This is a genomic window from Streptomyces winkii, assembly GCF_032248595.1.
GTDB classification, from domain to species: Bacteria; Actinomycetota; Actinomycetes; order Streptomycetales; family Streptomycetaceae; genus Streptomyces; species Streptomyces winkii.
Genome location: NZ_JASTTH010000003.1, coordinates 647045 through 669173 on the forward strand (window position 1 = coordinate 647045; position 22129 = coordinate 669173).

Sequence of the window (22129 nt, forward strand, 5' to 3'; positions counted from 1 at the left end):
TGGACAGTTGGAAAGCTTCGCCGCCATGAGCACGGGACGCGCGCCGCGTTCAGCCGGGAGCCGGCCACCCTTCGGCCGGCGCCCCGCGCGCAGCGGTACGGGCCACCCTCAGCGCGAGCCCGGCACGGGAAGCCCGCATGCCAGGCGGGCCTTGCTGAGCTGCTCCTCGGGGTCACCCAGGGCGCTCCACGGCATCCGCGAGGCATAGGGGCCCATGGCGGCGAAGACGGGACGTGCTTCGAACTCGCAGTGCGCCATGATCAGCGCGTGCGCCAGGTACGCCAGGTCCAGTACGGGAGTGAACTCGTACTCGGCGACCTCGGGCAGCCAGTGCTGGTATGCCCCCAACGCCGTTGCCTTCCACTGCGGTTGCTCCCATGTGCGGTCGGCCAGGAGCGAGGACGGGTCGTGCTCCTCGATCAGGGCGACCAGGGGCAGCAGCCGCAACGCGGAGGACGTCGGGGCGCGTTGGCCGAGGAACGCGGCCACGTCCCACGCGGCGTTGGCCGAGCCGCCGTACCGGGCGAAGAAGAAGGACAGGAGCCGGTGATGGGCCTCCCGGTGCCAGGGGTCGAGCCGGAGGATGTGCGAGAAGAGGGACCAGGGGCCGGGCGGCGAGGTCAGCAGACCCTGCGGCGCCGGGTCCCGCGGGCGTTGCAGCCGGGCGAGGGAGAGCTGGGTGACCCAGGGTGTCGGGTCCCTCGGAGCCATCAGCGCCGCCCGCTGGCAGGCGGCGAAGGCGATGCGGCCGAGATCGGCGGCGTGCCGGTCGCCCGCGTCCGCCGCACGCAGCGCGCGCAGCGAGGAGACCCGCGCCCACAGCAGCGCGGCCTCCTTGCTCGGCTCCTCCGCGAGCCAGCGTTCGGCGAGGTCGGAGTCGCAGGCCTCGGAGGCGAGCACGAGTGAACGGTGCGCGCGCAGCCCGGAGTCGCGGCGGGCGTCCTTCAGCACCTCGTGTGCGCTGAGGTAGCGGCCCGCCCGCACGTCCACGCATGCGCGTGCCAGCTGGCGGTCGTCGGCCGCCGGGTGCCACACGTACTGCCCCTCGAAAAAGCCAGCGGTCATGCTCTCCTGCCGAATCTGCACTCTCTGCGGATGCTGCGCCTATGTGCACAATTCGGGCAACCCGAATTCACCCGGAACGTGTCCGGTGCCCGGCAGCAACGCACACCCTACTCAGCGTCATGACCGACCGGAACCACTATTCCCATCGCCCCGGCCCCGCGGTGCCTTTTTCTGCCCGTTCCGCCCCCGCTTTGCCCGTGTGCGCTCCGGGCGGGGTATGTGCTGAGCATATGTCAGCTGCCCCCGGCGGCATTTGCGTTGGGCGCCGGCCCGGGTCCCGAGTTGAACCGCCGCGGGTGTCCGTACACACGTCCGGTCACAGCCCGGAGTCGGCCGCGAGTGATCCTCAAGTAGCGCCCGTGGAAGGGGCGTTCGAAGAAGACGGCTGCGGAATCCAATACGTTGAATGGCGAACTGCATTGATTCTCGCGGGAGTCGGGAACGCGAGAGCGGGAACCGAAGAGCGCGGGAGCGGACGTGCCGCCGTGGCCGGAACCCTCCTGTGTCGGGAGAGTCGGAAAGGTGTGGATTACTGGTAGTTTCCGGCTCCGGCGTACCGGAGCGAGAGGAGGCGCGTGCGATGGAACTGGCGGCTCCGCTGTGGGACGTGCACAACCATCAGGGCTGGTCCCAGCTCGGTCAGTTGGGCCTCGCCCTGGTGCTCTCCACGCTGATCGGCTGGGAACGCGGCTCGAAGCAGAAGAGCGCCGGGCTGCGCACGCACGCGCTGGTCGGCATGGCCAGCGCCCTGATGATGCAGATCTCCCAGTTCGGGTTCAGCAGCGTGCTGGGCACGCAGGACGTCTCGTTCGACCCCTCCAGGGTCGCCTCGCAGATCATCGCCGGTATCGGCTTCATCGGCGGCGGCCTGATCTTCGTACGGCGCGACGCCGTGCGCGGCCTGACCACCGCAGCGACCGTCTGGCTCACCTGCGCCGTGGGCATGGCCTGCGGGGGCGGGCTCGGAGTGCTGGCCGCCGTGACCACCGCCCTCTACTTCGTGGTCATCCGCGGCTACTCGTCCTTCGCCGCCCGGTTCTCGGCGGGGCCCACGTCCACCGAGTCCGCGATCCGGCTGCGCTACCGCACCGGGGCGGCCCTCCTGCCGCAGCTGATGGAGATGTGCACCAGCCGGGGGTTCCACATCCTCGCCGTCCGGGTCGACCGGGTGCCGCGCCCGGGAGCGGAGCCCGCGGAAGCGGAGCGCGGAGGCGTGGAGGACACCGCGCGGGTGCTGCTGCGCCTCGAAGGCACGGGGGACGTGCGGCAGCTGGCCTCGGAGATGTTCCACGTCGCCGGAGTGCTCGGGATGGACGTCTCACTCGATCCCGATCAGGACGAGTGAACCTGTGCGGGGCGGCGGGGACATGCTACGAAGAGGCATGCCTGCCGCCTCCCGCACCCCTCACGGCTCTGTCCCCGCTGAATCCTCCGACCCCTCTGACTCCTCGCGTCCCGCCGGCGCTCACGACGCCGTGATCGTCGGCGGCGGCCACAACGGCCTCGTCGCCGCCGCGTACCTCGCGCGCGCGGGACAGCGCGTCCTGGTTCTGGAACGCCTCGGCCGCACGGGCGGAGCCGCCGTCTCAGAGCAGACCTTCGCGGGCGTCGACGCCCGGCTCTCGCGCTACTCGTATCTCGTGAGCCTGCTTCCGCAGCGGATCATCGACGATCTCGGCGTGCGCTTCGCCGTACGCAAGCGCGGCGTCTCCTCCTACACGCCGGCCGTGCGCGACGGGCGGGTCACCGGGCTCTTCGTCGGCGACGGCACGTCACGCACGCGCGAGTCCTTCGCCCGGCTCACCGGAGGGGACCGGGAGTTCGAGGCCTGGGAGCGCTTCTACGGGATGACGCAGCGCGTCGCCCAGCGCGTCTTCCCCACTCTCACCGAACCGCTGCCGACGCGTGCGGAGTTGAAGGCCCGCGTCGGCGACGACGCCGCGTGGGAGGCGCTGTTCGAGCGGCCGCTCGGCGAGACCGTGGAGGAGTACTTCGCCGACGACCTGGTACGCGGCGTGGTTCTCACCGACGGCCTGATCGGCACGTTCAGCCACGCGCACGACGCGACCCTGCTGCAGAACCGGTGCTTCCTCTACCACGTCATCGGCGGCGGCACCGGCGACTGGGACGTGCCCGTCGGCGGCATGGGGGCGCTCACCGACGCCCTCGCCGACGCCGCCCGCGCCGCCGGCGCCCAGATCCGTACGGGCCACACCGTGCACCGCATCGACACCGACGGCACCACCGCCGAGGTCCACTACCGCACCGCGGACGGCGAGGGCACGGCGGCGGCACGCAGAGTCCTGGTGAACGCCTCGCCGCAGGCGCTGTCGGAGATGCTCGGCGAGGGGACCGGCACCGGCGCGGGTGCGCGTCCGGCCTCCGGGTCGCAGCTGAAGGTCAACATGCTGCTGCGCCGCCTTCCCCGCCTCGGCGACCCCTCCGTGGACGCGCGGGAGGCCTTCGCCGGCACCTTCCATGTGGCCGAGGGATACGAGCAGTTGGCCGAGGCGCACCGGCAGGCCGCGGCGGGAGACCTGCCCCGCGTGCCGCCGTCCGAGCTGTACTGCCACTCCCTCACCGATCCCACGATCCTCGGCCCGGAACTCGCCGCGCAGGGCTGCCAGACGCTCACCCTCTTCGGGCTGCTCACCCCCGCCGGCTGCTTCGACGCCGCGAGCGGCGCCGAGCGGGACGCGCTGCGCGAGCAGGCCCTGGCACGCACCCTCGAAGAGCTCGACCGGCATCTCGCGGAGCCCGTCCGCGACTGCCTCGCCCTCGACGCCGACGGCAGGCCGTGCATCGAGGCCAAGACCCCGCTGGACCTCGAAGGCGAACTGCGCCTTCCCGGCGGTCACATCTTCCACGGCGACCTGTCCTTCCCGTGGGCCGCCGACGAGGACGGCGGGCGCTGGGGCGTGACCACCGCACACCCCAACGTCCTGCTGTGCGGGGCCGGTTCGGTACGCGGCGGCGGCGTCAGCGGCATCGGAGGGCACAACGCGGCGATGGCCGTGCTGGAGGCGGAGGAGGGACGGGGCGCGGCCCCGGCGCGGTGAGCCCGGAGGACTCTCCCGGCCCGCACCCTCCCGATCCGGCGGCGGTCCGTACGGGTGGGCCGCACGGGTGCTTTCGCGGCCGACGAGTGCGCGCCATGATGACCGCGTCGCCGAGCGCGTCGCCGGCGTCGGCACCGTCAGCTGAGGAGGTCCTCGATGAACGGTCTCTGGAGTGCACAAGGCGTACTGCGACGTAAACCCATCGAGCACATCGCGGAGGCCGAAGGGGCCTCGGGGGAACAGCTCTCCCGGGTGCTGAGCCTGTGGCAGCTGACCGCCATCGGCGTCGGCGGCATCATCGGCGCGGGCATCTTCACACTGGCGGGCACCGTGGCCAACGGCACGGCCGGCCCGGCCGTGCTCGTCTCCTTCCTCATCGCCGGCGTCGCGAGCGCCGCCGCCGCGCTCTCCTACGCCGAGTTCGCGGGGCTCATCCCGAAGGCCGGCTCCGCCTACACCTACGGCTACGCCGTGCTCGGCGAACTCGGCGGCTGGTTCATCGGCTGGGACCTGCTGCTGGAGTACACCGCGATCGTCGCCGTCGTCGCGATCGGCATCTCCGGCTACTTCTCCTTCCTCGTCCAGGAGGCGGGGGCGCAGCTGCCCGCCTGGATGCTGGGCGCGCCAGGCACCGGCGACGGCCACCGCGTCGACCTCTTCGCGGCGCTGCTGTGCCTGCTGATCGCCTATCTGCTCACCCGCGGCATCAAGAGCGCCGCCCGCTTCGAGACCGTCGTGGTGGGGCTGAAGGTGCTGGTCGTCCTGCTGGTCATCGCGGTGGGGTTCTTCCACGTCAACAGCGCGAACTACGAGCCGTTCTTCCCCTTCGGCGTCTCGGGGGCCTTCACCGGCGCGGCCACGGTCTTCTTCGCGGTCTTCGGATACGACGCGATGAGCACCGCGGCCGAGGAGTCGAAGGACTCCCAGCGCCACATGCCCAAGGCGATCATCTACTCGCTGGCGATCTCGATGGTGCTGTACGTGCTGGCCTGCCTCGTGCTGACGGGGATGCAGAACTTCAAGCACATCGACAAGGAGAGCGGCTTCTCCACCGCCTTCAAGTCCGTGGGCCTCTCGGGCATCGCCGACATCATCGCCGTCGGCGCCATCATCGGCATCCTCACCGTGATGTTCACCTTCATGCTGGGCGTCACCCGCGTCTGGTTCTCCATGAGCCGCGACGGCCTGCTGCCCAAGTGGTTCGCGAAGACCCACGCCACGCGGCACGTGCCCACCCGCGTCACCTGGATCGTGGGCGTCGCCTCCGCGGTGATCGCCGGTTTCCTGCCCATCGAGGAGGCCGCCGAGCTCACCAACATCGGCATCCTGCTGGCCTTCGTGGTGGTGTGCGTCGCGGTGATCGTGCTGCGCTACCGGCGCCCGGACCTGCCCCGTACGTTCCGCACCCCGTGGATGCCGTGGGTGCCGGGTCTCGGGGTGGCCGCCTCCGTCTGGCTCACCACCTTCCTGACCGTGGAGACGTGGATCCGCTTCGGCGTGTGGCTGGTGATCGGTCTGGCCATCTACTTCGGCTACTCCTACCGCCGCTCCGAACTCGCCCGTCAGCAGCCGGGGTACGGGAAGGACGGGAAGGACGTGAAGTAGCGTCGCCCGTATGAGTGACGAAGTCCGTACGGTCCGGGCGAACGGGATCCGCATCGCCTACCGCAGCTGGGGAACGGAGAACGCGGACGGCACGCCCGTCGTCCTGCTGCACTGCCTGGGCGAGGACGGCGAGGACTGGCGCGGGCCGCTCATCGCCCAACTCGCCGCCGCCCACCCGCTGTTCGCGCCGGACCTGCGCGGACACGGCCGCAGCGACTGGCCGGGGGAGTACGGACTGGACGCGCTCAGCGAGGATCTGCGGTGCTTCCTGGACGAACTCGGCCTGGGACGCGTGATCCTCGTCGGCCACTCCTTCGGCTCGGCCGTCGCCGGGGTGTTCGCGGGAGCGCACCCCGCGCGGGTCGAGCGGCTCGTGCTGGAGGAGACCGTCGCGCTGACGCCGCTCGACCCTCCCCGCGAGATCCCCGAACCGCCGCCGTCGCAGCCGCAGTTCGACTTCGAGGTCAGGCGGCAGTGGAACCGGCAGCGCAACGAGCCCGATCCGCGCTGGTGGCGGCGGCTGAGCGACATCGACGCGCCCACGCTCGTCGTCGGCGGCGGACCCGGCAGCCATCTTCCGCAGGAGGACATGGCCGCTGTCGCGGAGCGCGTCCAGCACGGCACGTTCGTCACCGTCGAGGACGGCGGTCACATGGTGCACGAGCAGCGGCCCAAGGAGTTCGCCGCGGCCGTGCAGACGTTCCTGGCCGGGGACGCGCCGGCACGGTGACGCCGCCCGGACCCTGAACACGACGGCGGCGGCTCGCCGCACGGGACCGCGCACCTCTAGAGTGATTGTTGAACAGCAAAGCACTTCTGGAGGAAGGTCCGAGATGGCTGAGCCCGAGGGGACGGCATTGGAGGAACTGCGCACCAGGCGGGAGACGTTGCGGTCCCGCTATCTGACCCGTGTTCCCGACCGGCCCGCGACCGCGGCCAGAGGTCTCCATCATGTGGCGTTCATCTGCCGGGACGTGGAGGAGACCATCCGCTTCTACCAGGAGCTGCTCGGCTTCCCCCTCGTCGAGCTGGTGGAGAACCGCGACTACCGGGGCTCGACGCACTTCTTCTTCGACATCGGCAACGGCAACCTGCTCGGCTTCTTCGACTTCCCCGGCCACGACCACCCGCCGTTCGCCGAGACCGTCGGCGGAGTGCAGCACGTCGCCCTGTCGATGGGCAGCGAGGCGCACTCGGCCGCGCGCAGCGCCCTCGACGAGGCGGGCATCGAGTACGCCGGACCCGACCGAGGCGTCGAGGAGAGCCTGTATCTGCGCGACCCCAACGGCGTGCCCGTGGAGCTGTACCGCGAGCGCCTCGGGGTCTTCAACGGCAACAAGATCGTCTGAGCGCGGGGGCGTCCGGCGCCGTACCCCGGCGCCGGGCGCAATCCACCCCGGTCGAGCACTGTCCGGTGCCCGCCACAGGTCGTTAGGCTGAACTCCCTTCCGAAGAGAGACAGAAGGAGTGCACGTGGCCGAGCGCACCACCACCAGCACCGCGGAGAGGCCGGACCTCGATCTCACCAACGCCCGCTGGCAGTCGGGCACCCAGGAGATGGGCGGTGTGGAGATCGCCTTCGTGGAGGGCTACATCGCGATGCGCAACGGCCGGACACCGGAGATCCCCGCGGTCATCTTCTCGCCGGGGGAGTGGAACGCGTTCGTGCTCGGTGCGCGCAACGGACGCTTCGACCTGACCTGAGACCCGTCCGGGACCTCAGCTGGGATGCATCTGGGCCCCGTTGGGCCTCATCCGGCGGAGTCGGCCCCGGCGGGCTCCAACTGCCGCAGCGGCTCGGGCAGTTCACCCTCGTACACCACCGTCAGACGCCGCGTGGCCCGGGTCAGGGCGACATACAGGCCGTGACCTCCCTTCGGTGACTGTGCGAGGACGCCCGCCGGGTCCGCCAGCACCACACGGTCGAACTCCAGCCCCTTGGCCTCGGCCACGCTCAGCAGGGCCACGGCTGCGTCCAGCACCTCCGGCCCGCCGCCCCGGACGGCTTCGGGCAGGGCGGCCGCGAGCGCGGGCAGCGCGCCGTCCGGAGCGATGACGGCGAGTCTGCCGCCACCGGCGGCCGTCAGCTCCGCCAGCTCCCGCCGTGCCGTCTCCGCGGTGCGAATCCACAGGGAGCGAGCGCCGGCGGGAGCGCGCACGGCTCGCGGAGGTCCCCCCTCCTCACGCACGGACTCCGGCGGCTCCATCCCGGGGGCGACGGCACGGAGCACGCTCCCCGCCAGCTCCATCACCTCCGCCGGCGTGCGGTAGTTGACCGTGAGCCGCTCCTCACGCCAGCGCCCCGCCACGTACGGGTCGAGCATCGCGGCCCACGAGCGCGCCCCGGCGGGACTGCCCGTCTGCGCCACATCGCCGACCAGCGTCATCGAGCGTGCGGGCGCCCTGCGCATCACCATCCGCCAGGCCATCGCGGACAACTCCTGTGCCTCGTCGACGATGACGTGCCCGTACGCCCAGTTCGGGTCGGCCGCCGCACGCTCGGCCGTCGTACGCACCGCTTCGCCGCCGCTGTGCGCTCCGGCGAGCTGCGCCGCGTCGACCAGGCCGGAGCCGTCGAGTCCGAGGATCTGAAGCACCCCCCGCGCATAGCGCTCCTCCTCGCCGCGCTCCGCGCGTGCGGCCCGCTCGGCGGCCCTGCGCGCCGAGTCGTCCTCTCCGAGCAGCACGGCCGCCTCGTCGAGGAGCGGCACGTCGCCGACGGTCCACGGGGCCCGCGGCTCGCGCAGCAGTGCCGCCCGCTCCTGGGCGCCGAGCCGTCCGCCGGCGGCGGAGCGCAGCAGGGCGGCGTCGGACAGCAGCCGGTCCACCAGAGTCTGCGGGCTCAGCGGCGGCCAGAGCCCGTCGACGGCCCGCCGCACCGAACGCTGCCGCCACAGCTCCCCGGGACCGTGGCGAGACTCCTCCTCGTCCAGCGGCCGCCCCGTCAGGTCGGCGCGCGCCCGTACGAGAGCGTCCAGCAGGTCGGTGACGAAGCGCTTCCGTGCCATGTTGTGCGGGGCGCCCAGTCCCTGCGCGCGGCGCAGCGCCCGTACGCACACCGCGTGCGGCACCCTCACGCTCTCGTCGGCGTCCTCCAGCCGCACCGTCAAGTCCCCCTCGGGGACGGACTGTTGGAGCCGCACCGCATCGGCGAGCACCGCGGCCATCCGCGGATCGCCCTTCACGACGGCGGCGCCGGGGGCGTCCTCGGCGCTCGTCTGCACGCCGGGGAAGAGACCGCCGAGGGAGGTGAGGACGACGTCGGACTCGCCGAGCGAGGGCAGGACTTCGCCGATGTAGCGCAGGAACACGGCGTTGGGACCGATGACGAGCACGCCCCGGCGGGCGAGGGTCTGCCGGTGCGTGTAGAGCAGATAGGCCGCCCGGTGGAGGGCGGCGACGGTCTTGCCGGTGCCCGGCCCGCCCTGCACGACGAGAACTCCGGCGAGCGGCGAGCGGATGACCCGGTCCTGCTCCGCCTGGATCGTGGCGACGACGTCGGTCATGCGTCCGGTACGGGCCTGCCGCACGGCCGCGAGCAGCGCCGCCTCGCCGACGAGGCCGCCCCCTGCGGGCGTGTGCGCGGGGTCCGCGCCGAGAGCGGCGGGGTCGAGGACCTCGTCGTCGACACCTGTCACCGAGCGCCCCGCGGTGTGCAGACGGCGGCGACGGACGAGGCCGGCCGGGGCCGCCGGGGTGGCCGTGTAGAAGGGCGCGGCGGCCGGGGCTCGCCAGTCGACGAGGAGCGGATCGCGCCTCTCGCTGCGCAGCCCGATCCGCCCGATGTAGTGGCTGTCGGAGGCGGTGGTGTCGATCCTGCCGAAGCACAGCCCGCTGTCGACCGAGTCGAGCTGCGCCAGCCGCCGCGCGTACTCGGAGGAGAGCGCCTCGCGTTCGGTCGTGGCCTGCCGGGTGCCCCCGTCGGCGCCCCGGGCGTGCACCTCGGCCAGGGCGGCCGCGGTCGCCGTGCGTTCGTCGTCGAGCCGTGCGTACAGTCCGTCCACGTAGGCCTGCTCCGCCTCCAGCACCGAGGCGAAAACAGCTTCCGGTTGACGCTCGTCCATATGGCTGCTAAACTCCTCAACAGGATTGGTGTGCGCGGGAGTTGACCGTTACAAACCGTCGAGCTTAGCAGCTCCGGAGCCCCGCCGCCCGTTCCGCATCCGCCGTGACTCTCCGCCGCTGGGCCGTGCCTGCTTCCACGCCGTGTGAAGTGCCCCCGCTCCGCCTGCGGTGATGGGACCGTGACCATGCTGAGGTGCACCGGAGGAGACGTGCGTCGCGGGACGTACCATGTCCGCATGTCGTTCCTCCGCCGTCGCAGCGCGTCCGTTCCAGCAGGTCCGGACTTCGACGTCCTGGCCATGGACCCGACCGACTGGCCGGGCAACCTCGGTGCCGGCCTGCTGCCCGCGCCGGACGGGACGTGCCAGGGCGTCTTCCTGCGCTACGACCTCTTCGGCGGCCGCGGCCCCGCGATGATCATCGGGAATCTGCCGGAGGGCTCCCCGGCCCGCGAGGTCTCCGGCAAGCAGGTGCCCTTCGAAGTGGCGCAGCTGATGGCGGCGCTGGAGAACGACGAGGCGGTCGAGGTCACGGGCGTCGAGGACGACCCCGTGATGCACGAGGACAACCTGCTGATCGTGCGCCGCGTCAAGTGCTCCGAAGAGCGCATCTCCTGCGTCCAGTTCGACCGGAGTGACGGCGTGCTCGTCACCATCGCCAGCTGGGACCGGCCCATCACCAACGACCTCTACGCGCTGCTCAAGCCGCTGCCCGCCGAGATGTTCCAGCAGTGACCGCGCCGCGGCGCCGCTGAGGCACAGCCGAGGTATCGAGCCCCGTACGCGCGAAGGGCCCGGCACCACCGGACGTCACATCTGAGTGCCGTCCGGGGCGCCGGGCCCCTCGTATGCGCCGCGGCCCGGCCGCCTTACGGGGCGGAGTCGGTCACCCGCACGTCGTCCGCCTTGACGAAGGCGACGCGGTGCCCCAACTGGACCTGGTAGTACGTGAGATCACCGCGCACTACCTTGAACTTCTCCGCCTTCGGGTCGAATTCCTTGGCGTAGAGGTACTCGCCCTTCGTCTTCAGCCCGGCCGCGTACGCCTGCCCCGCCTTGATCTTGTATGGCAGCGGCGAGAGTTCCTGCGCCGGGACGCCCTCGGGGTAGGCGTCCTTCTCGGGGTAGGCGCGGCCGTAGACGGCGACCTCGTCCTTGCCGTCCTTGGGGACGACCAGCTTGCCGCGGGAAGGAACCGCGGTGGGCTGCCCCTTCGGGTTGTGGAACCAGGCCTTCTTCCCGAGGTACCAGATCGCGGTCCACTCGCCCTTGCGGCCGGCGACGGCGTACTGCTGGCCCGTACTCGCCCGGGCGCCCGTGTCGTTGACGCCTGTCGTGGACTTCCCGCCGTCCGGGTGCAGGCCCTCGTCGGTGACGAGTTCGGAGTCCGCGTCGGGCGCGGTGTGCAGCCGCACGGCCCCGGAGCCGTGCTCAGGGCAGGGGTCGTCCGAGTCGTCGCACTTGGTGTAGGTCGGCCGGTTCTTGTCGTAGTCGGGCCGGATCGTCAGCAGCCTGCTCTTCGCCGACGAGCCCTGCCCGAACGGCTTTCCGAGGAGGTCGAAGTAGTGCCGCCAGTCGAAGTACGGGCCCGGATCGGTGTGCATGCCGGGGATGTTGGCGGTGGTCACACCCGGAACGTTGTCGTGGCCGAGGATGTGCTGGCGGTCCAGCGGGATGTCGTACTTGCCGGCCAGGTACCGCACCAGGCGTGCCGACGAGCGGTACATCGCCTCCGTGTACCACGCGTCGGGCTCGGCGAGGAAACCCTCGTGCTCCAGGCCCAGCGACTTGGCGTTGACGTACCAGTTCCCGGCGTGCCAGGCCGCGTCCTTGGCCCGTACGTGCTGGGCGATGTGGCCGTCGGAGGAGCGCAGCGAGTAGTTCCAGGACACGTATGTCGGGTCCTGGATCAGGTCCATCACGGTGTCCCAGCTGCCCTCGGTGTCGTGCACGACGATGTAGTCGATCGAGGCGGACTCGGGCCGGCGCGCCTTGTCGTGGTTGCCGTAGGTCGGATTGCCGTCGTCGTCCGTGTACTCCTCGTACGGCGCGGGCAGCCACTCGCACGACACGCTGCGCGGGCACTCGGGCTTCTCCTGCGAACCCTTCGCGGAGGAGCGCAGGTCCGTCAGCCCGGCGCCGTCCGTCTGCGAGGTGTCCGCACGCAGACCGGGCTCGGCCGCGAGCCGCACCCGCTGCCCGGAGTCCGTGGTGCGCTGCTCGCCCGACCGCATCACGTCGAAGACGTCGTTCGCGAACGCCGTCGCCGAGCTGCGGTCGGACGTGGCCGGAAACGCCGCCACCGCGCCGTACCAGTCGGCGGGGTCGGAGCTGAGCGGACGGCCCAGCTTCTTCTGCGCCGCCGCCAGCAGCGCCGCTCCGCCGCGCAGGTTCGCTGCCGCTGACTCGCGCAGCGCCGTACCGCTCAGACCCGTCAGCTTCGCCGCTCGCTCCGCGGTGCGCAGCCGGGCGGGCAGACGGCGGGTGTCCGGCTTGCGTGCGCCGGGGCCCGTCGTGGCGGCGTGGGTGGTGCGGACGGCGCGTGCCGTGTCGCCGCGGGCGTCCTCCTCGCCTGCCGTGCCGGGGCTGTGCGCGTGCCGGGCGGCGGCGGGCCGGGCGAGCGCCGTGGCGGCGTCGGTCAGGTGCATCGGTCCGTAGCCGCCGGTGACGCTGGGGGCGCCGTCATGCCCGTCCCAGCGGGACTGGAGATAGGAGACCCCGAGCAGCACGCTCTCCGGCACCCCGTACTCCTGCGCGGCGTCGGCGAACTGCTGCTGGAGCCGTGAGGTGCCCCGCTGCTCCGCCGTCGCGTACGGACTGGCGGAGACCAGCGGAAGCAGCAGCGCCGTCGCGGCGACGCCGGTGCCCGCGGCCCGCAGCGCGCGGGAGCGGCGGCCTCCCGGGCCGTCCTGTGCGAACGCCCGCCGTGCGAGGCGTCTGAGCGGGTCGAGAGCATCGTGAACCGAACCAGAAGATCCAGATGATCCAGGCAATGCGGCCTCCTCGGTCTGGGCTCGTCGCATACGGGTGCGAGCAGGCCTCAGAGGTATCGGTTGCCCGACCATCCGTCAATGACCGTACGGCGAGGAGAAGTCGCACGTCAGCGTGGTGTGTTGAGGACGTGCCGAAGTGCGCCGCGACAGGCAGGGGGCGCCACCTGTCCAGACCGGTGACGCCCCGCAGGTGACGGCGGCAGGGCCCCCGAAAGGACCCCCCGCCGGCTCCGCCTACCGGGTGCCCACGGCGGCACGCACCGCCCCGCGCGCGAGACCGCAGTCGTCGTGCAGCCGGCGCAGCAGCAGCCGTTGCTGCTCGCCGGTGGCCATGGCGCCCGGGCGCTCCTGGCCGCCGCCCGGGGGTGCGGCCGGGGCCGGTCCCCGCATGGTGCGCTGGATCGCGGTCTCGTACGTACGGATCTCACGCGTCAGCACGAGCATCAGGTTCACCAGGAACGCGTCCCTGGCCGCCGCGCCCTGCGCCTGCGCGAGCTGGCTGATGTGGCGGCGGGCCATCGGCGCGTCGCCGAGCACCACCCACAGCGTCGCCAGGTCGTACCCCGGCAGGTACCAGCCGGCGTGCTCCCAGTCGACGAGAGCGGGGCCCGTCGGGGCGAGGAGCACGTTGGTCAGCAGGGCGTCCCCGTGGCAGAACTGCCAGGGCGTGCCGCCGCCCGCGCCCTGCGCCTTGGCGATCCCGTGCAGCAACGACTGGAGGTCCCCGAGATCACGGTCCGTCAGCAGACCCTGCGCGTGGCACCGGGCCAGGCGGGACGGATAGTCGATCGGACGCGTGAAGGCCGAGGACGGCGGCTGCCAGAGGTTGACCTTGCACAACGCGCCCAGCGAGGCGCGCAGATCGGCGCGCGGCGGGCTGTCCAGCAGATGACGGCGTAACGCCGCCACGCGGCCCGGCATGCGCTCGATCACCAGCACGCACTCTTCGGGGTCCGCTGCCACCAGCCTCGGCACCCGGACCGGGGGCCGGTTGTGCACGAAGGCGCGGTAGGCCGCTATTTCGTGCCGGAAGCGCTCGACGGACGAATCGGCCTTGTCCACCAGGCACTTGGCGACCACGGCGTTCCGGCCGGCCGTCCCCGACACCAGCACGGAGCGGCCGACCCGGCGCAGCACCTGCACCGGGTGGAACTCCGGGCAGATGCGGTGGACGGAGGCGATGGCCGCGCGCAGCTGCGCACCGTGAGGGCCGGACAAGTCCAGTCTCCCGCTGACGGATTGAGATCCGGCACCGGTCGCGAGCCGCGTCCGCGCGGCGCCGCCCCGCCCGGCGGCCGTCCGCGCAGCGGAGGGAACCGCGGGGGAGCCGCCGCCGTAGGGCGGCGTGCCGAGCGGCCGGAGCGGTGCGGACACGGCGGACGTCGCTGGATGCATGTGAGCAGAGTCCCTTCGTACGCCGACGGGTCGCGCGCCCGCCGGGCCCGCCCGGCGGCGGCCCGCACCCTGGGGAATGCGTGGCCTGCCGGACGGGACCGGGGTGGCGCGTTCCTACAGGACACCCGCGCGCGGGTGGCACACCATCTGGCGGACCCTGGCGAACCCTGGCGAATACTCGCAGGGCAGTTGAGCGGGGGTTACTGTCAACTCAGCCGAGAACCTGGGGGCTTGACGTGACCAAGGGACCCAACACCCGTCTCGCGGACCTGTTCGGCCTCGCCGGATGGTCCAAGGGCGAGCTCGCGAGGCTCGTGAACCGGCAGTCCGTGGCCATGGGCCACGCGCAGCTGGCGACCGACACCTCGCGGGTGCGGCGTTGGATCGACATGGGGGAGACCCCGCGCGATCCGGTGCCGAAGGTGCTGGCGGCCCTGTTCACCGAGCGACTCGGCCGTGTCGTGACCATCGAGGACCTCGGGTTCAGCAAGCCAGGGCAGTCCGCCAGACGGCAGCAGTCCGGACTGGACGGGGTGCCGTGGGCGCCCGAGCGGACGGCCGAGGTCCTCACCGAATTCACGGGAATGGACCTCATGCTCAACCGACGCGGCTTGGTGGGCGCGGGTGCCGCGCTCACCGCAGGATCGGCACTCAGCAGTGCCATGTACGAGTGGCTCCACGGCGCCCCGGGTTCCGCCGCCGTTCTCCACCAGGGCAGCCCGGGCCAGCTGCGCCACGCGGACCAGGCGTCCGTCGACAGGTACGACGCGGCCCCCGTGGGGTCGCAGGAGATCGAGGCGCTGGAGCACTCGGTCGAGGTCTTCCGCGCCTGGGACGCGGCGCGCGGCGGCGGACTCCAGCGCAAGGCGGTCGTCGGCCAGCTCAACGAGGTGGGCGGGATGCTCGCCTACCACCATCCGGAGCGTCTCCAGCGGCGGTTGTGGGGGGTGGCCGCGAACCTCGCGGTGCTCGCCGGCTGGATGTCCCACGACGTCGGCCTGGAACCCACCGCGCAGAAGTACTTCGTCATCGCCGCGCACGCCGCACGCGAGGGCGGCGACAGGCCACGCGCGGGCGAGGCCCTCTCGCGGGCCGCACGCCAGATGGTGCATCTGGGCAGGCCCGACGACGCGCTCGACCTGATGAAGCTGGCCCGGGCGGGCTCCGGCGAGGAGATGCTGCCGCGCACGCGGGCCATGCTGCACACCATCGAGGCGTGGGCTCAGGCGTCGATGGGGCGCGGGCAGGAGATGCGGCGGACGCTCGGGGAGGCCGAGGAGCTCTTCGCGTCCGACAAGGGCGACGTACCGCCGCCGAGTTGGATGCAGATGTTCGACGAGGCGGATCTGCACGGCATGCAGGCCCTGGCGTTCCGCACGCTCGCCGAGCACGATCCGGTGGCGGCCGGTGCCGCCGAGGCGCACGCCACGCGGGCCCTCGAGCTGAGGGAGGACGGGCGCCAGCGCTCGAAGATCTTCGACTGGATCTCTCTGGCGTCGGCGTACTTCATCGCGGACGAGCCCGAACAGGCCGACCGCTACGCCCGGTTGGCCCTGGTGAGCATCGGCGAGAACTCCTCGCACCGCACCTGGGACCGGCTGCGCGAGATGTACCGGCTCACGGGCCAGTACGCCGGGCACGGCCCCGTCGCGGACCTCCGCGAGGAGATCCGGCACGCCCTGCCGAAGCAGCCCAAGCAGCCGAAGCTCTCACGGGAGCCCAAGCCGGCCCGGCTGCCCGGGAGCAGGGGGCTGCGCTCGGTCTGAGCGAGCAGCAATCCCCGGGCCGGCCGGGCCGGTTGGGGGTCGGGGGACCTTCCGCGGGGGTCCCGTTGGAGACGCGTCCCAAGTAGTCCGTACGGGCGTGGGGACGGGGCGGCTGCCGGATCAGCGGCGCAGATAGCGCTCCGCCACGACGGTCGGGTACTCCACCGGAGACCCGCGCTCCACGGACCACGCGAGGCGTATGTACTGCGCGTGCGTCCAGGCGAGCGGCGTGGCCGACGCCGTGCCCTTGCCGGACGGCTCGCGCGGCACGGGCGGGCGGTCGTCCCACACCTGCTCGGGAAGCAGCAGCGTCTCGCCGGCCGTGGCGGCGATGTCGCGCAGTCGCCGGGCCGCCGACTGCCGGTCGCCGCAGAGGAGTTCGTACTCCCCGCGCTCGCCCGAGAAGATGGGCCAGACGCGGCCGTACGTCGTCTTCACCTCGGGACGGTCGACGATCCAGGGGTCGCCGTTCGGCTGCTCGCCGTAGCCGTCGCCGCTGTAGCGGTGCCAGTGCCGGCCGGAGGGGGTGTCGACCGCGAGCTCGCGGTCGACGACCGCGAGGGAGTTGCGGATCACCGGGTCGTCGGCGGGCTTGATGCCGAGCCGCACGAGCTCCAGGAAGCCCGCGTCCACGACGGTGCGCTGGTCGGCCTTGCCCTCGTTGTTGTTGCCGAGCTCGTACGCGGTGCCGGAGTTCGGCTTGCCGTCCTTGGTGAGCCGCAGATAGTACGGCTCGGAGGAGTGCGGCCCGTTGGTCGTCACCGTCCAGCCGTCCAGCGCATCCCGCCACTTGTCGGCGGCCTCGAGGTACTTCACGGACTCGGCGCCCTGGCCGCCGCGCCGCATCAGGTCGGCGAGACAGACGAGGGCCGCGATGGCGGAGGCGATCGTGGAGGGCGAGTAGCCGCTCTGCTCCTCCCACCTCTCCTGCGGGCTGAAGGGCGCCTTGTAGCCCTCCTCGCTCTTGAACTTCAGGATGAAGTCCGCACCGCGCCGCAGGTGCCGGAGCGTCTTCGCGTCGTGGCGGTCGAGCATCCAGGCGAGCAGCATCGGCGTGGACGTCTCGTCCAGCTGGATGTTCGTCCAGAACGGCGTGCCGTCGACCTTGTGGTTCTGCGACCAGTGCCCGTCGGACATCTGACTGCGCAGCAGATGGTCCATGGCCCGGTTCGCCGCGTCGCGGTCGCCGGCCGCCAGGAGTCCCGTACCGATGTGGTAGAGGTCGCGGGCCCACACCAGGTGGTACGAACCGGTCTCGGGCGCGATGTGCCGGTCGGTGCCGAACGCCCACGGCATGGACGGCGAGGCGATGAACGCGCCGGGGTTGTGCTTGTCCTCGCTCGCGGCCAGCGCCACCACGGACGCCGTGTAGAGGGCCTGGTCGGACGGACTCCGCAGGCTCCCGGGCGAGTTGGGCAGTCCGGCGAGGTAGTCGGCCCAGCCGCGCCCGTACGCGCGCGAAGCCGCCTCGAAGCCCCGCCGGAGCGAGCGCCGCGCCGTGCGCACGGCCTCCGCGGGCTTCTCGCCGAAGCCGAGCACCACCGTCTGCCGCGTGCGGGCGCATCCGTCCATGCGGAGCCGGCCGACCTGCACGACGTTTCCGGGGCCCGCGGTGGCGTAGTGGTGCTTCAAGCGGCCCTGGTTCTCGGAAAGTTCGCTCCAGCCGTCGTTCACGCCGAGATAGCCGACCGTCGACTCCGCGAAGCCGTCCTGGGCGACGAGCGCGCTCGCCGCGTGCTCGTCCTTCGCGACGAGTGCGCCGTCCTGGGGGAAGGCGCTGTCGTCGTTGCCCTCGCCGGACAGCGACGGGTCGTGCAGGACGAACACCTGGAGCGGCGCGCCCGTCTCGGAGCGCACCTCGACGTCGACGAGGACGCTCGCGCGCTCAGGATCGGTGACGTACCGCGTGACCGCGCACCAGCCCGTGCCCCTGCTGGTGAGCCGGTAGGCGGGAGCGCCGCCCTGCCCGCACAGCTCCGTACGGCACTCGCCGTCGCTGAGGCGTTCCGCGAACGTCTTCCCGTCCGTGATCACGAGCTGCGTCTGCCGGCTGGCGGGGGTGCTCAGGTCCGGGTAGTACGTCTCGCTCATCCGGCCGCCCTGGAGCGTGAACCACACCGGGCTCTGCTTCGTGCGCGAGGTGCCGAAGCCGGTCTTGTCGGCAGGGGCGAACGCCGCGCTCGCGCCCGGGCCGCCGGGCGCCTCTCCCGAGGCCGTCCCCGTGGTTCCCCCTGCGGCCTCGGCCCGGGCCACTCCCGCCAGCGGGACCGGGGCGGCGATCGCCGACGCCCCGACCAGCGCTGCTCGCAGGAAGTTCCGGCGGGAGTTGGTACGCACGCATCCTCCAGGTGAGGAGAGAAACGGGGGCCGGCCGACCGCCGCGCCCCGATGAGTTCATCACGTGAAGCCGCTTGGTCGGACGGCCACGTCCCGGGTGAGCGAAAGCTTCGCGGCGGAGAAACGAGACGTCAAGAGTGAGTGTTGTGACTACAAGGAATGAACGCCCACGGGCGCTTTCTCGGTAATGGTCCCGTATAGGCACCCGGTGACACTTCGGGGCACGGCCGTCTCAACAGGCCCGCGGGCGCCGGTAGTTGACGATGTGACGTCGCCGTGGGGCTGCCCTGACGGGCTCCGGTTGCTGACGGCACGTCAGCGCCGTACCGGTACCGGCGTCGACCGCCGCACGGGCCGTAACGGTCCTACGGGTGGTCAGTCGCTCACGCGGGCGGCCAGCACGCAGGCGTCGTCCTCACGCTCCCCGCCGGCGAACTCCTCGATGAGGACGCGCACGCACTCGTGCGCCGAGCGCGTCCCGGCGAAGCGGCCCGCGAGGTCCAGCAGGCGGTCCGCCGCGGTGTGCTGCGCGCCCGCGGTGCCCGGCCCCCCGGCGCGCGGGGCGAGCCCGTCCGTGTGCAGCACCAGCAGGTCGCCGGGGCGCAGCACTTCGGTGCTCTGGCCGTACGCGGCACCCGAGGTCGCCCCGAGCATCACGCCCTGCGGGGGGCGCAGCACCCTGCCCCCGCCGCCGCGGAAGAGGACCGGCGCCGGATGCCCCGCCTGGGCCCAGGTGAGGGTGCGGTCGGCGGGCTCGTAGCGGCAGCACACCGCGCTGCCGAGAGCGGGCTGGGCGGAGGCCTCCAGCAACCGGTTCAGATGGCCCATCAGCACGCCCGGCTCCACGCCCGCGAAGGCCATGCCGCGCACCGCCCCCAGCAGCATCGCCATCCCGGAGGCGGCCGCGACGCCGTGCCCGGTGAGGTCTCCCGCGGAGAGGAGGGTGGCGCCGCCGGGCAGTTCGAGCGCGTCGTACCAGTCGCCGCCGATCATGGTGCTCGTCGCGGACGGCAGATAGTGCGAGGCGATGTCGAGGGTGCCCACGGCGCCCGTGCGTCCCGGCCCGCCGCCGCGGGGAATCCGCCGCGAGCCCCGCCAGGGCGGGAGCACCGTCTCCTGCAACTCGGCCGCGAGCCTCCGCTCGGCCTGCGCGGCGTTCCGCTCGTGGCGGACCGTCTCGCGGATCTCGCGTACGGCGTGCTCGCTGCGGCGCAGCTCGCTGACGTCACGGAGCACGGCCCACATCGCCGCGGTGCCGTCCTGGCCGTCGAGCACCGGCTCGCCGAGCAGATGGAGACTGCGGACCGCGCCGTCCGGACGCATGATCCGGAACTCCTTGTCGATGGGCCTGCCGTCCACGAGGCAGTCCGTCACGGCCGACGCCAGCAGGGGCTGGTCGTCGGGGAGCACCCAGGAGGGGAGTTCGTCGAGGGAGAGAGGCCCGTCCTCGGCCGCGCGGCCGAAGATCCCGTACAGCTCCTGGGACCAGGACACCTCGTCGGTGAGCAGGTTCCACTCCGCGCTGCCCACCCGGCCGGTGAGCGTCGTGGGATCACCGGAAGAGTCCGGGGCGTCCGTGGGCGCCCTGCCTCCCGTGGCGTCACCGGCAGCGGCCGACGGGCCGCTCGGCGGGGGCGGTACGGGAGCGCCCGCCCGCAGCTGGCCCAGGTGTTCGTCCAGGTCGTCGAGGTGGTGGGCGGCGAGGTCGCACAGGGCTCGCCGCCAGCGTCGCGCCGGGTCCTCGACTCCCTCGCCGTCCTCGTCCGCCGCGCGGGGGCGCACGGCGTCGATACCGCCGCGCAGGTGCCGCGCCTGCGTGATGAGGGCGTCCAGCACACCGTGTCCGGGCGGCTGGGAGGCCGCGCGGTCCGCATCGAGGTGGGAGGGCATCGAGATCTCCGATACGGGAAGTGAGGGCTCGGTTACGACTGTTGCACAGGCGGCGACCCTCCGTAAGTGGTTTCGCGATACCCGATCCGGTGGTGCTCGCGACATATGCCCCCAGGCCGAACCGCCCCGGGTGCCGCCCGCCGCCTCCCGACCACGGCTGGGTCCCTGCCGGGAGTGCCGGTAAGCTCCCCGCCCGTACGGGAGGTCTCTCCATTCCGCTTGTGCCCCGGCCGTGCACCAGGAGTAGAACGGCGACCACCGGCAAGGATGCTGGTCAACGGAAATCCCGTTGCCAGTCGAACACCCCGCACCGGATGCTGACCCTTATGTTCGTCGATTCCGTCGATTCAGACATAGCGCCCAGCGGCACGCTGCTCGGCCTCCTTCAGAGAGGCCGCGGCGACGGCACGCTGCACGCGCTGGCGGCACCCCGTGCCGAGGCGCTCGCCGCGCTGAGGCAGTGCGTGCTCCACGATCCCCGGCGGGACTGGCAGATCGAGCACCGTTCGCTCTACTACGCACGGCTCCACATGGAGCTCGACGCCTCGCTCGACGACATCGAGGAACACCTCTTCGCTCCGGAGGACGGGCTCCCCTCCGCGGGCGACTGCGAGATGCGCACGGGGCTGGCGCTCTCCGTGCTGGGCCACCTCGCCTCGTACGAGAACGCCGGCGCGACGCGACTCCTGCGCCGGTACGCCACGTCGGGCGCCAACTGGCAGTGGGCCCTGGACGAACTGGCCGTACGCGACGAGGACGAGGGCCTGCGCGGGCTGGGCCCCGCCGTGCTCTCCCGCTTCCCGCACACCGCGGAGGGCGACGCGGAGCTGGCCGCCGCGGCGAGGGACGCTTTCGAGCCCCGTCCGTGGCGTCTGTGGGCGGAGGACCCGGCACGTCCCGAGCAGGCGGAGCGGCTGCGCCGCGTGCGCGAAGCGGGCTGCTTCGACCGCTGGCAGCGGCAGCTGCACGCCCAGGGGCCGAGGCCCGGCTGGAGCGTGCGCGAAGTCCTCGACTGGGCGCAGGACGGATACGAGCAGCACCCGCGGGTCTCCCGGGAGGCGGCCGCCGCCCGGTGCCTGTCCGCCGTGGCCGCTCCCGAGGACCGGGCAGAGCTGCTCGACGCGGCCCGCGGCCAGCGCGAGGCCGCACGCGCGGCGGCGCTGCGCCACCTCGCCGGCCACGGCGATCCCGACGCCCTCGACCTCATCGAACTGGCCGCCGCCGAGCCGAGCGAGACCGTCGCCGAGGCCGCGCTCTGCGCGTTCGCGAGGATGCGCAGCACGGCGGCCGTCGTCCGCGCCCGGCAGTGGGTGTCCGCCCCCGCGGGCTCGCTGCCCGCTCGTCTGACGACCGTGGCGGCGGAGATGCTCGCCTGCTGCGGCGCGGCTCAGGACGCGGAGGCGGTTCTGGGCGCGCTGCGCCGCACCGTGCGCGAGGAAGGGCCCGACAGCGACGAGCTCTGGCCCCTCGTGGACGGCGTCGGCCGGCTCGGCGTGGAATGCGCCGCACCCGTGCTCCGGCACATCTACCGGGAGACGGCCTCCTCACAGCTGCGCGGCCGTGCGGCGGGGGCGCTCGCCCTCACCGATCCGTCGTTCGCCGCGGGCTTCGCCGTGGAGTGCCTGTGGGACTGCGAGGAGACCACGCGGGCCGTCGCCGCGGAGTACGCCGCGACCGGGGACGAGCGCGTTGTCGAACGGCTGCGGCGGCTCGCCGCTGATCCCGCCGAGGAGGCCGGTGTGCAGAGCGCGGTGCGCGGCAGGCTCAGCCCGGGGACGGGTGCGGAGGCGGGGCGCTGACGCCGGGTCGGGTCGCGGCGTACTCCACGGCGAGGGAACCGCGGCGGCGGGGCCGGTGCGGACTCTCGCGTGAACTGCCGTAAGGGGGCGCGCAGTCGGGACCGCGCGCTGGTCACGTAAGCGACATCAGGGGCTGTTCCGGGCGTTGTCGGTGCC

General features: G+C 72.5%; 15 protein-coding genes. 9 read left to right on the forward strand and 6 right to left on the reverse strand.

The features are described from left to right. Positions 1 to 108: 108 nt before the first annotated feature. Positions 109 to 1065: a hypothetical protein gene (locus tag QQM67_RS11370; protein ID WP_314173573.1), complete on the reverse strand. Its 957-nt coding sequence runs from the start codon at positions 1063 to 1065 to the stop codon at positions 109 to 111. 580 nt (positions 1066 to 1645) lie between these two features. Between QQM67_RS11370 and QQM67_RS11375 the strand changes: the two genes are divergently transcribed. The 6 genes from QQM67_RS11375 (at position 1646) to QQM67_RS11400 (ending at position 7433) form a co-directional block, all read left to right on the forward strand. Next, the gene (locus QQM67_RS11375) at positions 1646 to 2410 is read left to right on the forward strand and encodes an MgtC/SapB family protein (RefSeq protein ID WP_314173574.1); all 765 of its coding nucleotides are present in this window, start codon (positions 1646 to 1648) and stop codon (positions 2408 to 2410) included. Positions 2411 to 2447: 37 nt separating this feature from the next. Continuing rightward, entirely contained in the window at positions 2448 to 4124 is a 1677-nt protein-coding gene (locus QQM67_RS11380; protein ID WP_314173575.1) for a phytoene desaturase family protein, read from the forward strand. 156 nt (positions 4125 to 4280) lie between these two features. After that, positions 4281 to 5729, forward strand: a complete 1449-nt coding sequence (locus QQM67_RS11385; protein WP_314173576.1) for an amino acid permease — start codon at positions 4281 to 4283, stop codon at positions 5727 to 5729. 10 nt (positions 5730 to 5739) lie between these two features. Next, positions 5740 to 6459 (forward strand): alpha/beta fold hydrolase, encoded by a 720-nt coding sequence (locus QQM67_RS11390; RefSeq protein WP_314173577.1) that lies wholly within the window; start codon positions 5740 to 5742, stop codon positions 6457 to 6459. A 103-nt stretch (positions 6460 to 6562) separates the two neighbouring features. After that, the gene (locus QQM67_RS11395) at positions 6563 to 7078 is read left to right on the forward strand and encodes a VOC family protein (protein WP_314173578.1); all 516 of its coding nucleotides are present in this window, start codon (positions 6563 to 6565) and stop codon (positions 7076 to 7078) included. Positions 7079 to 7202: 124 nt separating this feature from the next. Next, positions 7203 to 7433, forward strand: coding sequence for a DUF397 domain-containing protein (locus QQM67_RS11400; protein WP_314173579.1), 231 nt, complete (start codon positions 7203 to 7205; stop codon positions 7431 to 7433). A gap of 47 nt (positions 7434 to 7480) precedes the next feature. On the opposite strand, the gene QQM67_RS11405 is transcribed toward QQM67_RS11400, so the two are convergent. Beyond that, a complete protein-coding gene (locus tag QQM67_RS11405) occupies positions 7481 to 9793 on the reverse strand; it encodes a HelD family protein (RefSeq protein WP_314173580.1) in 2313 nt (770 codons plus the stop codon). 237 nt (positions 9794 to 10030) lie between these two features. On the opposite strand from QQM67_RS11405, the gene QQM67_RS11410 reads away from it, so the two are divergent. Continuing rightward, entirely contained in the window at positions 10031 to 10528 is a 498-nt protein-coding gene (locus QQM67_RS11410; protein WP_314173581.1) for a hypothetical protein, read from the forward strand. 134 nt (positions 10529 to 10662) lie between these two features. Here the strand turns inward: QQM67_RS11410 and QQM67_RS11415 are convergent, their stop codons facing one another. Both QQM67_RS11415 and QQM67_RS11420 read right to left on the reverse strand, forming a co-directional pair. Beyond that, a complete protein-coding gene (locus tag QQM67_RS11415) occupies positions 10663 to 12858 on the reverse strand; it encodes an N-acetylmuramoyl-L-alanine amidase (protein WP_399066216.1) in 2196 nt (731 codons plus the stop codon). 162 nt (positions 12859 to 13020) lie between these two features. Then, complete coding sequence (locus QQM67_RS11420; RefSeq protein WP_314173582.1) at positions 13021 to 14181, reverse strand: aminoglycoside phosphotransferase family protein; 1161 nt, start codon at positions 14179 to 14181, stop codon at positions 13021 to 13023. A 236-nt stretch (positions 14182 to 14417) separates the two neighbouring features. On the opposite strand from QQM67_RS11420, the gene QQM67_RS11425 reads away from it, so the two are divergent. Beyond that, positions 14418 to 15947 carry a DNA-binding protein NsdB gene (locus QQM67_RS11425; RefSeq protein ID WP_314173583.1) on the forward strand — a complete coding sequence of 510 codons (1530 nt, stop codon included), beginning with the start codon at positions 14418 to 14420 and terminating at the stop codon, positions 15945 to 15947. 120 nt (positions 15948 to 16067) lie between these two features. On the opposite strand, the gene QQM67_RS11430 is transcribed toward QQM67_RS11425, so the two are convergent. Next, entirely contained in the window at positions 16068 to 18284 is a 2217-nt protein-coding gene (locus tag QQM67_RS11430) for a glycoside hydrolase family 15 protein (RefSeq protein WP_314173584.1), read from the reverse strand. 375 nt (positions 18285 to 18659) lie between these two features. Next, complete coding sequence (locus QQM67_RS11435; protein WP_314173585.1) at positions 18660 to 20174, reverse strand: PP2C family protein-serine/threonine phosphatase; 1515 nt, start codon at positions 20172 to 20174, stop codon at positions 18660 to 18662. A gap of 326 nt (positions 20175 to 20500) precedes the next feature. On the opposite strand from QQM67_RS11435, the gene QQM67_RS11440 reads away from it, so the two are divergent. Continuing rightward, the gene (locus QQM67_RS11440; RefSeq protein ID WP_314173586.1) at positions 20501 to 21973 is read left to right on the forward strand and encodes a HEAT repeat domain-containing protein; all 1473 of its coding nucleotides are present in this window, start codon (positions 20501 to 20503) and stop codon (positions 21971 to 21973) included. The last annotated feature ends 156 nt before the right edge of the window (positions 21974 to 22129 follow it).

Coding starts and splice junctions, on each gene's coding strand:
- QQM67_RS11370 (WP_314173573.1), bottom strand. CDS start 1,065: ATGACCGCTGGCTTTTTCGAGGGGCAGTACGTGTGGCACCCGGCGGCC.
- QQM67_RS11375 (WP_314173574.1), top strand. CDS start 1,646: ATGGAACTGGCGGCTCCGCTGTGGGACGTGCACAACCATCAGGGCTGG.
- QQM67_RS11380 (WP_314173575.1), top strand. CDS start 2,448: ATGCCTGCCGCCTCCCGCACCCCTCACGGCTCTGTCCCCGCTGAATCC.
- QQM67_RS11385 (WP_314173576.1), top strand. CDS start 4,281: ATGAACGGTCTCTGGAGTGCACAAGGCGTACTGCGACGTAAACCCATC.
- QQM67_RS11390 (WP_314173577.1), top strand. CDS start 5,740: ATGAGTGACGAAGTCCGTACGGTCCGGGCGAACGGGATCCGCATCGCC.
- QQM67_RS11395 (WP_314173578.1), top strand. CDS start 6,563: ATGGCTGAGCCCGAGGGGACGGCATTGGAGGAACTGCGCACCAGGCGG.
- QQM67_RS11405 (WP_314173580.1), bottom strand. CDS start 9,793: ATGGACGAGCGTCAACCGGAAGCTGTTTTCGCCTCGGTGCTGGAGGCG.
- QQM67_RS11410 (WP_314173581.1), top strand. CDS start 10,031: ATGTCGTTCCTCCGCCGTCGCAGCGCGTCCGTTCCAGCAGGTCCGGAC.
- QQM67_RS11415 (WP_399066216.1), bottom strand. CDS start 12,858: ATGGTCGGGCAACCGATACCTCTGAGGCCTGCTCGCACCCGTATGCGA.
- QQM67_RS11420 (WP_314173582.1), bottom strand. CDS start 14,181: ATGCATCCAGCGACGTCCGCCGTGTCCGCACCGCTCCGGCCGCTCGGC.
- QQM67_RS11435 (WP_314173585.1), bottom strand. CDS start 20,174: ATGCCCTCCCACCTCGATGCGGACCGCGCGGCCTCCCAGCCGCCCGGA.
- QQM67_RS11440 (WP_314173586.1), top strand. CDS start 20,501: ATGTTCGTCGATTCCGTCGATTCAGACATAGCGCCCAGCGGCACGCTG.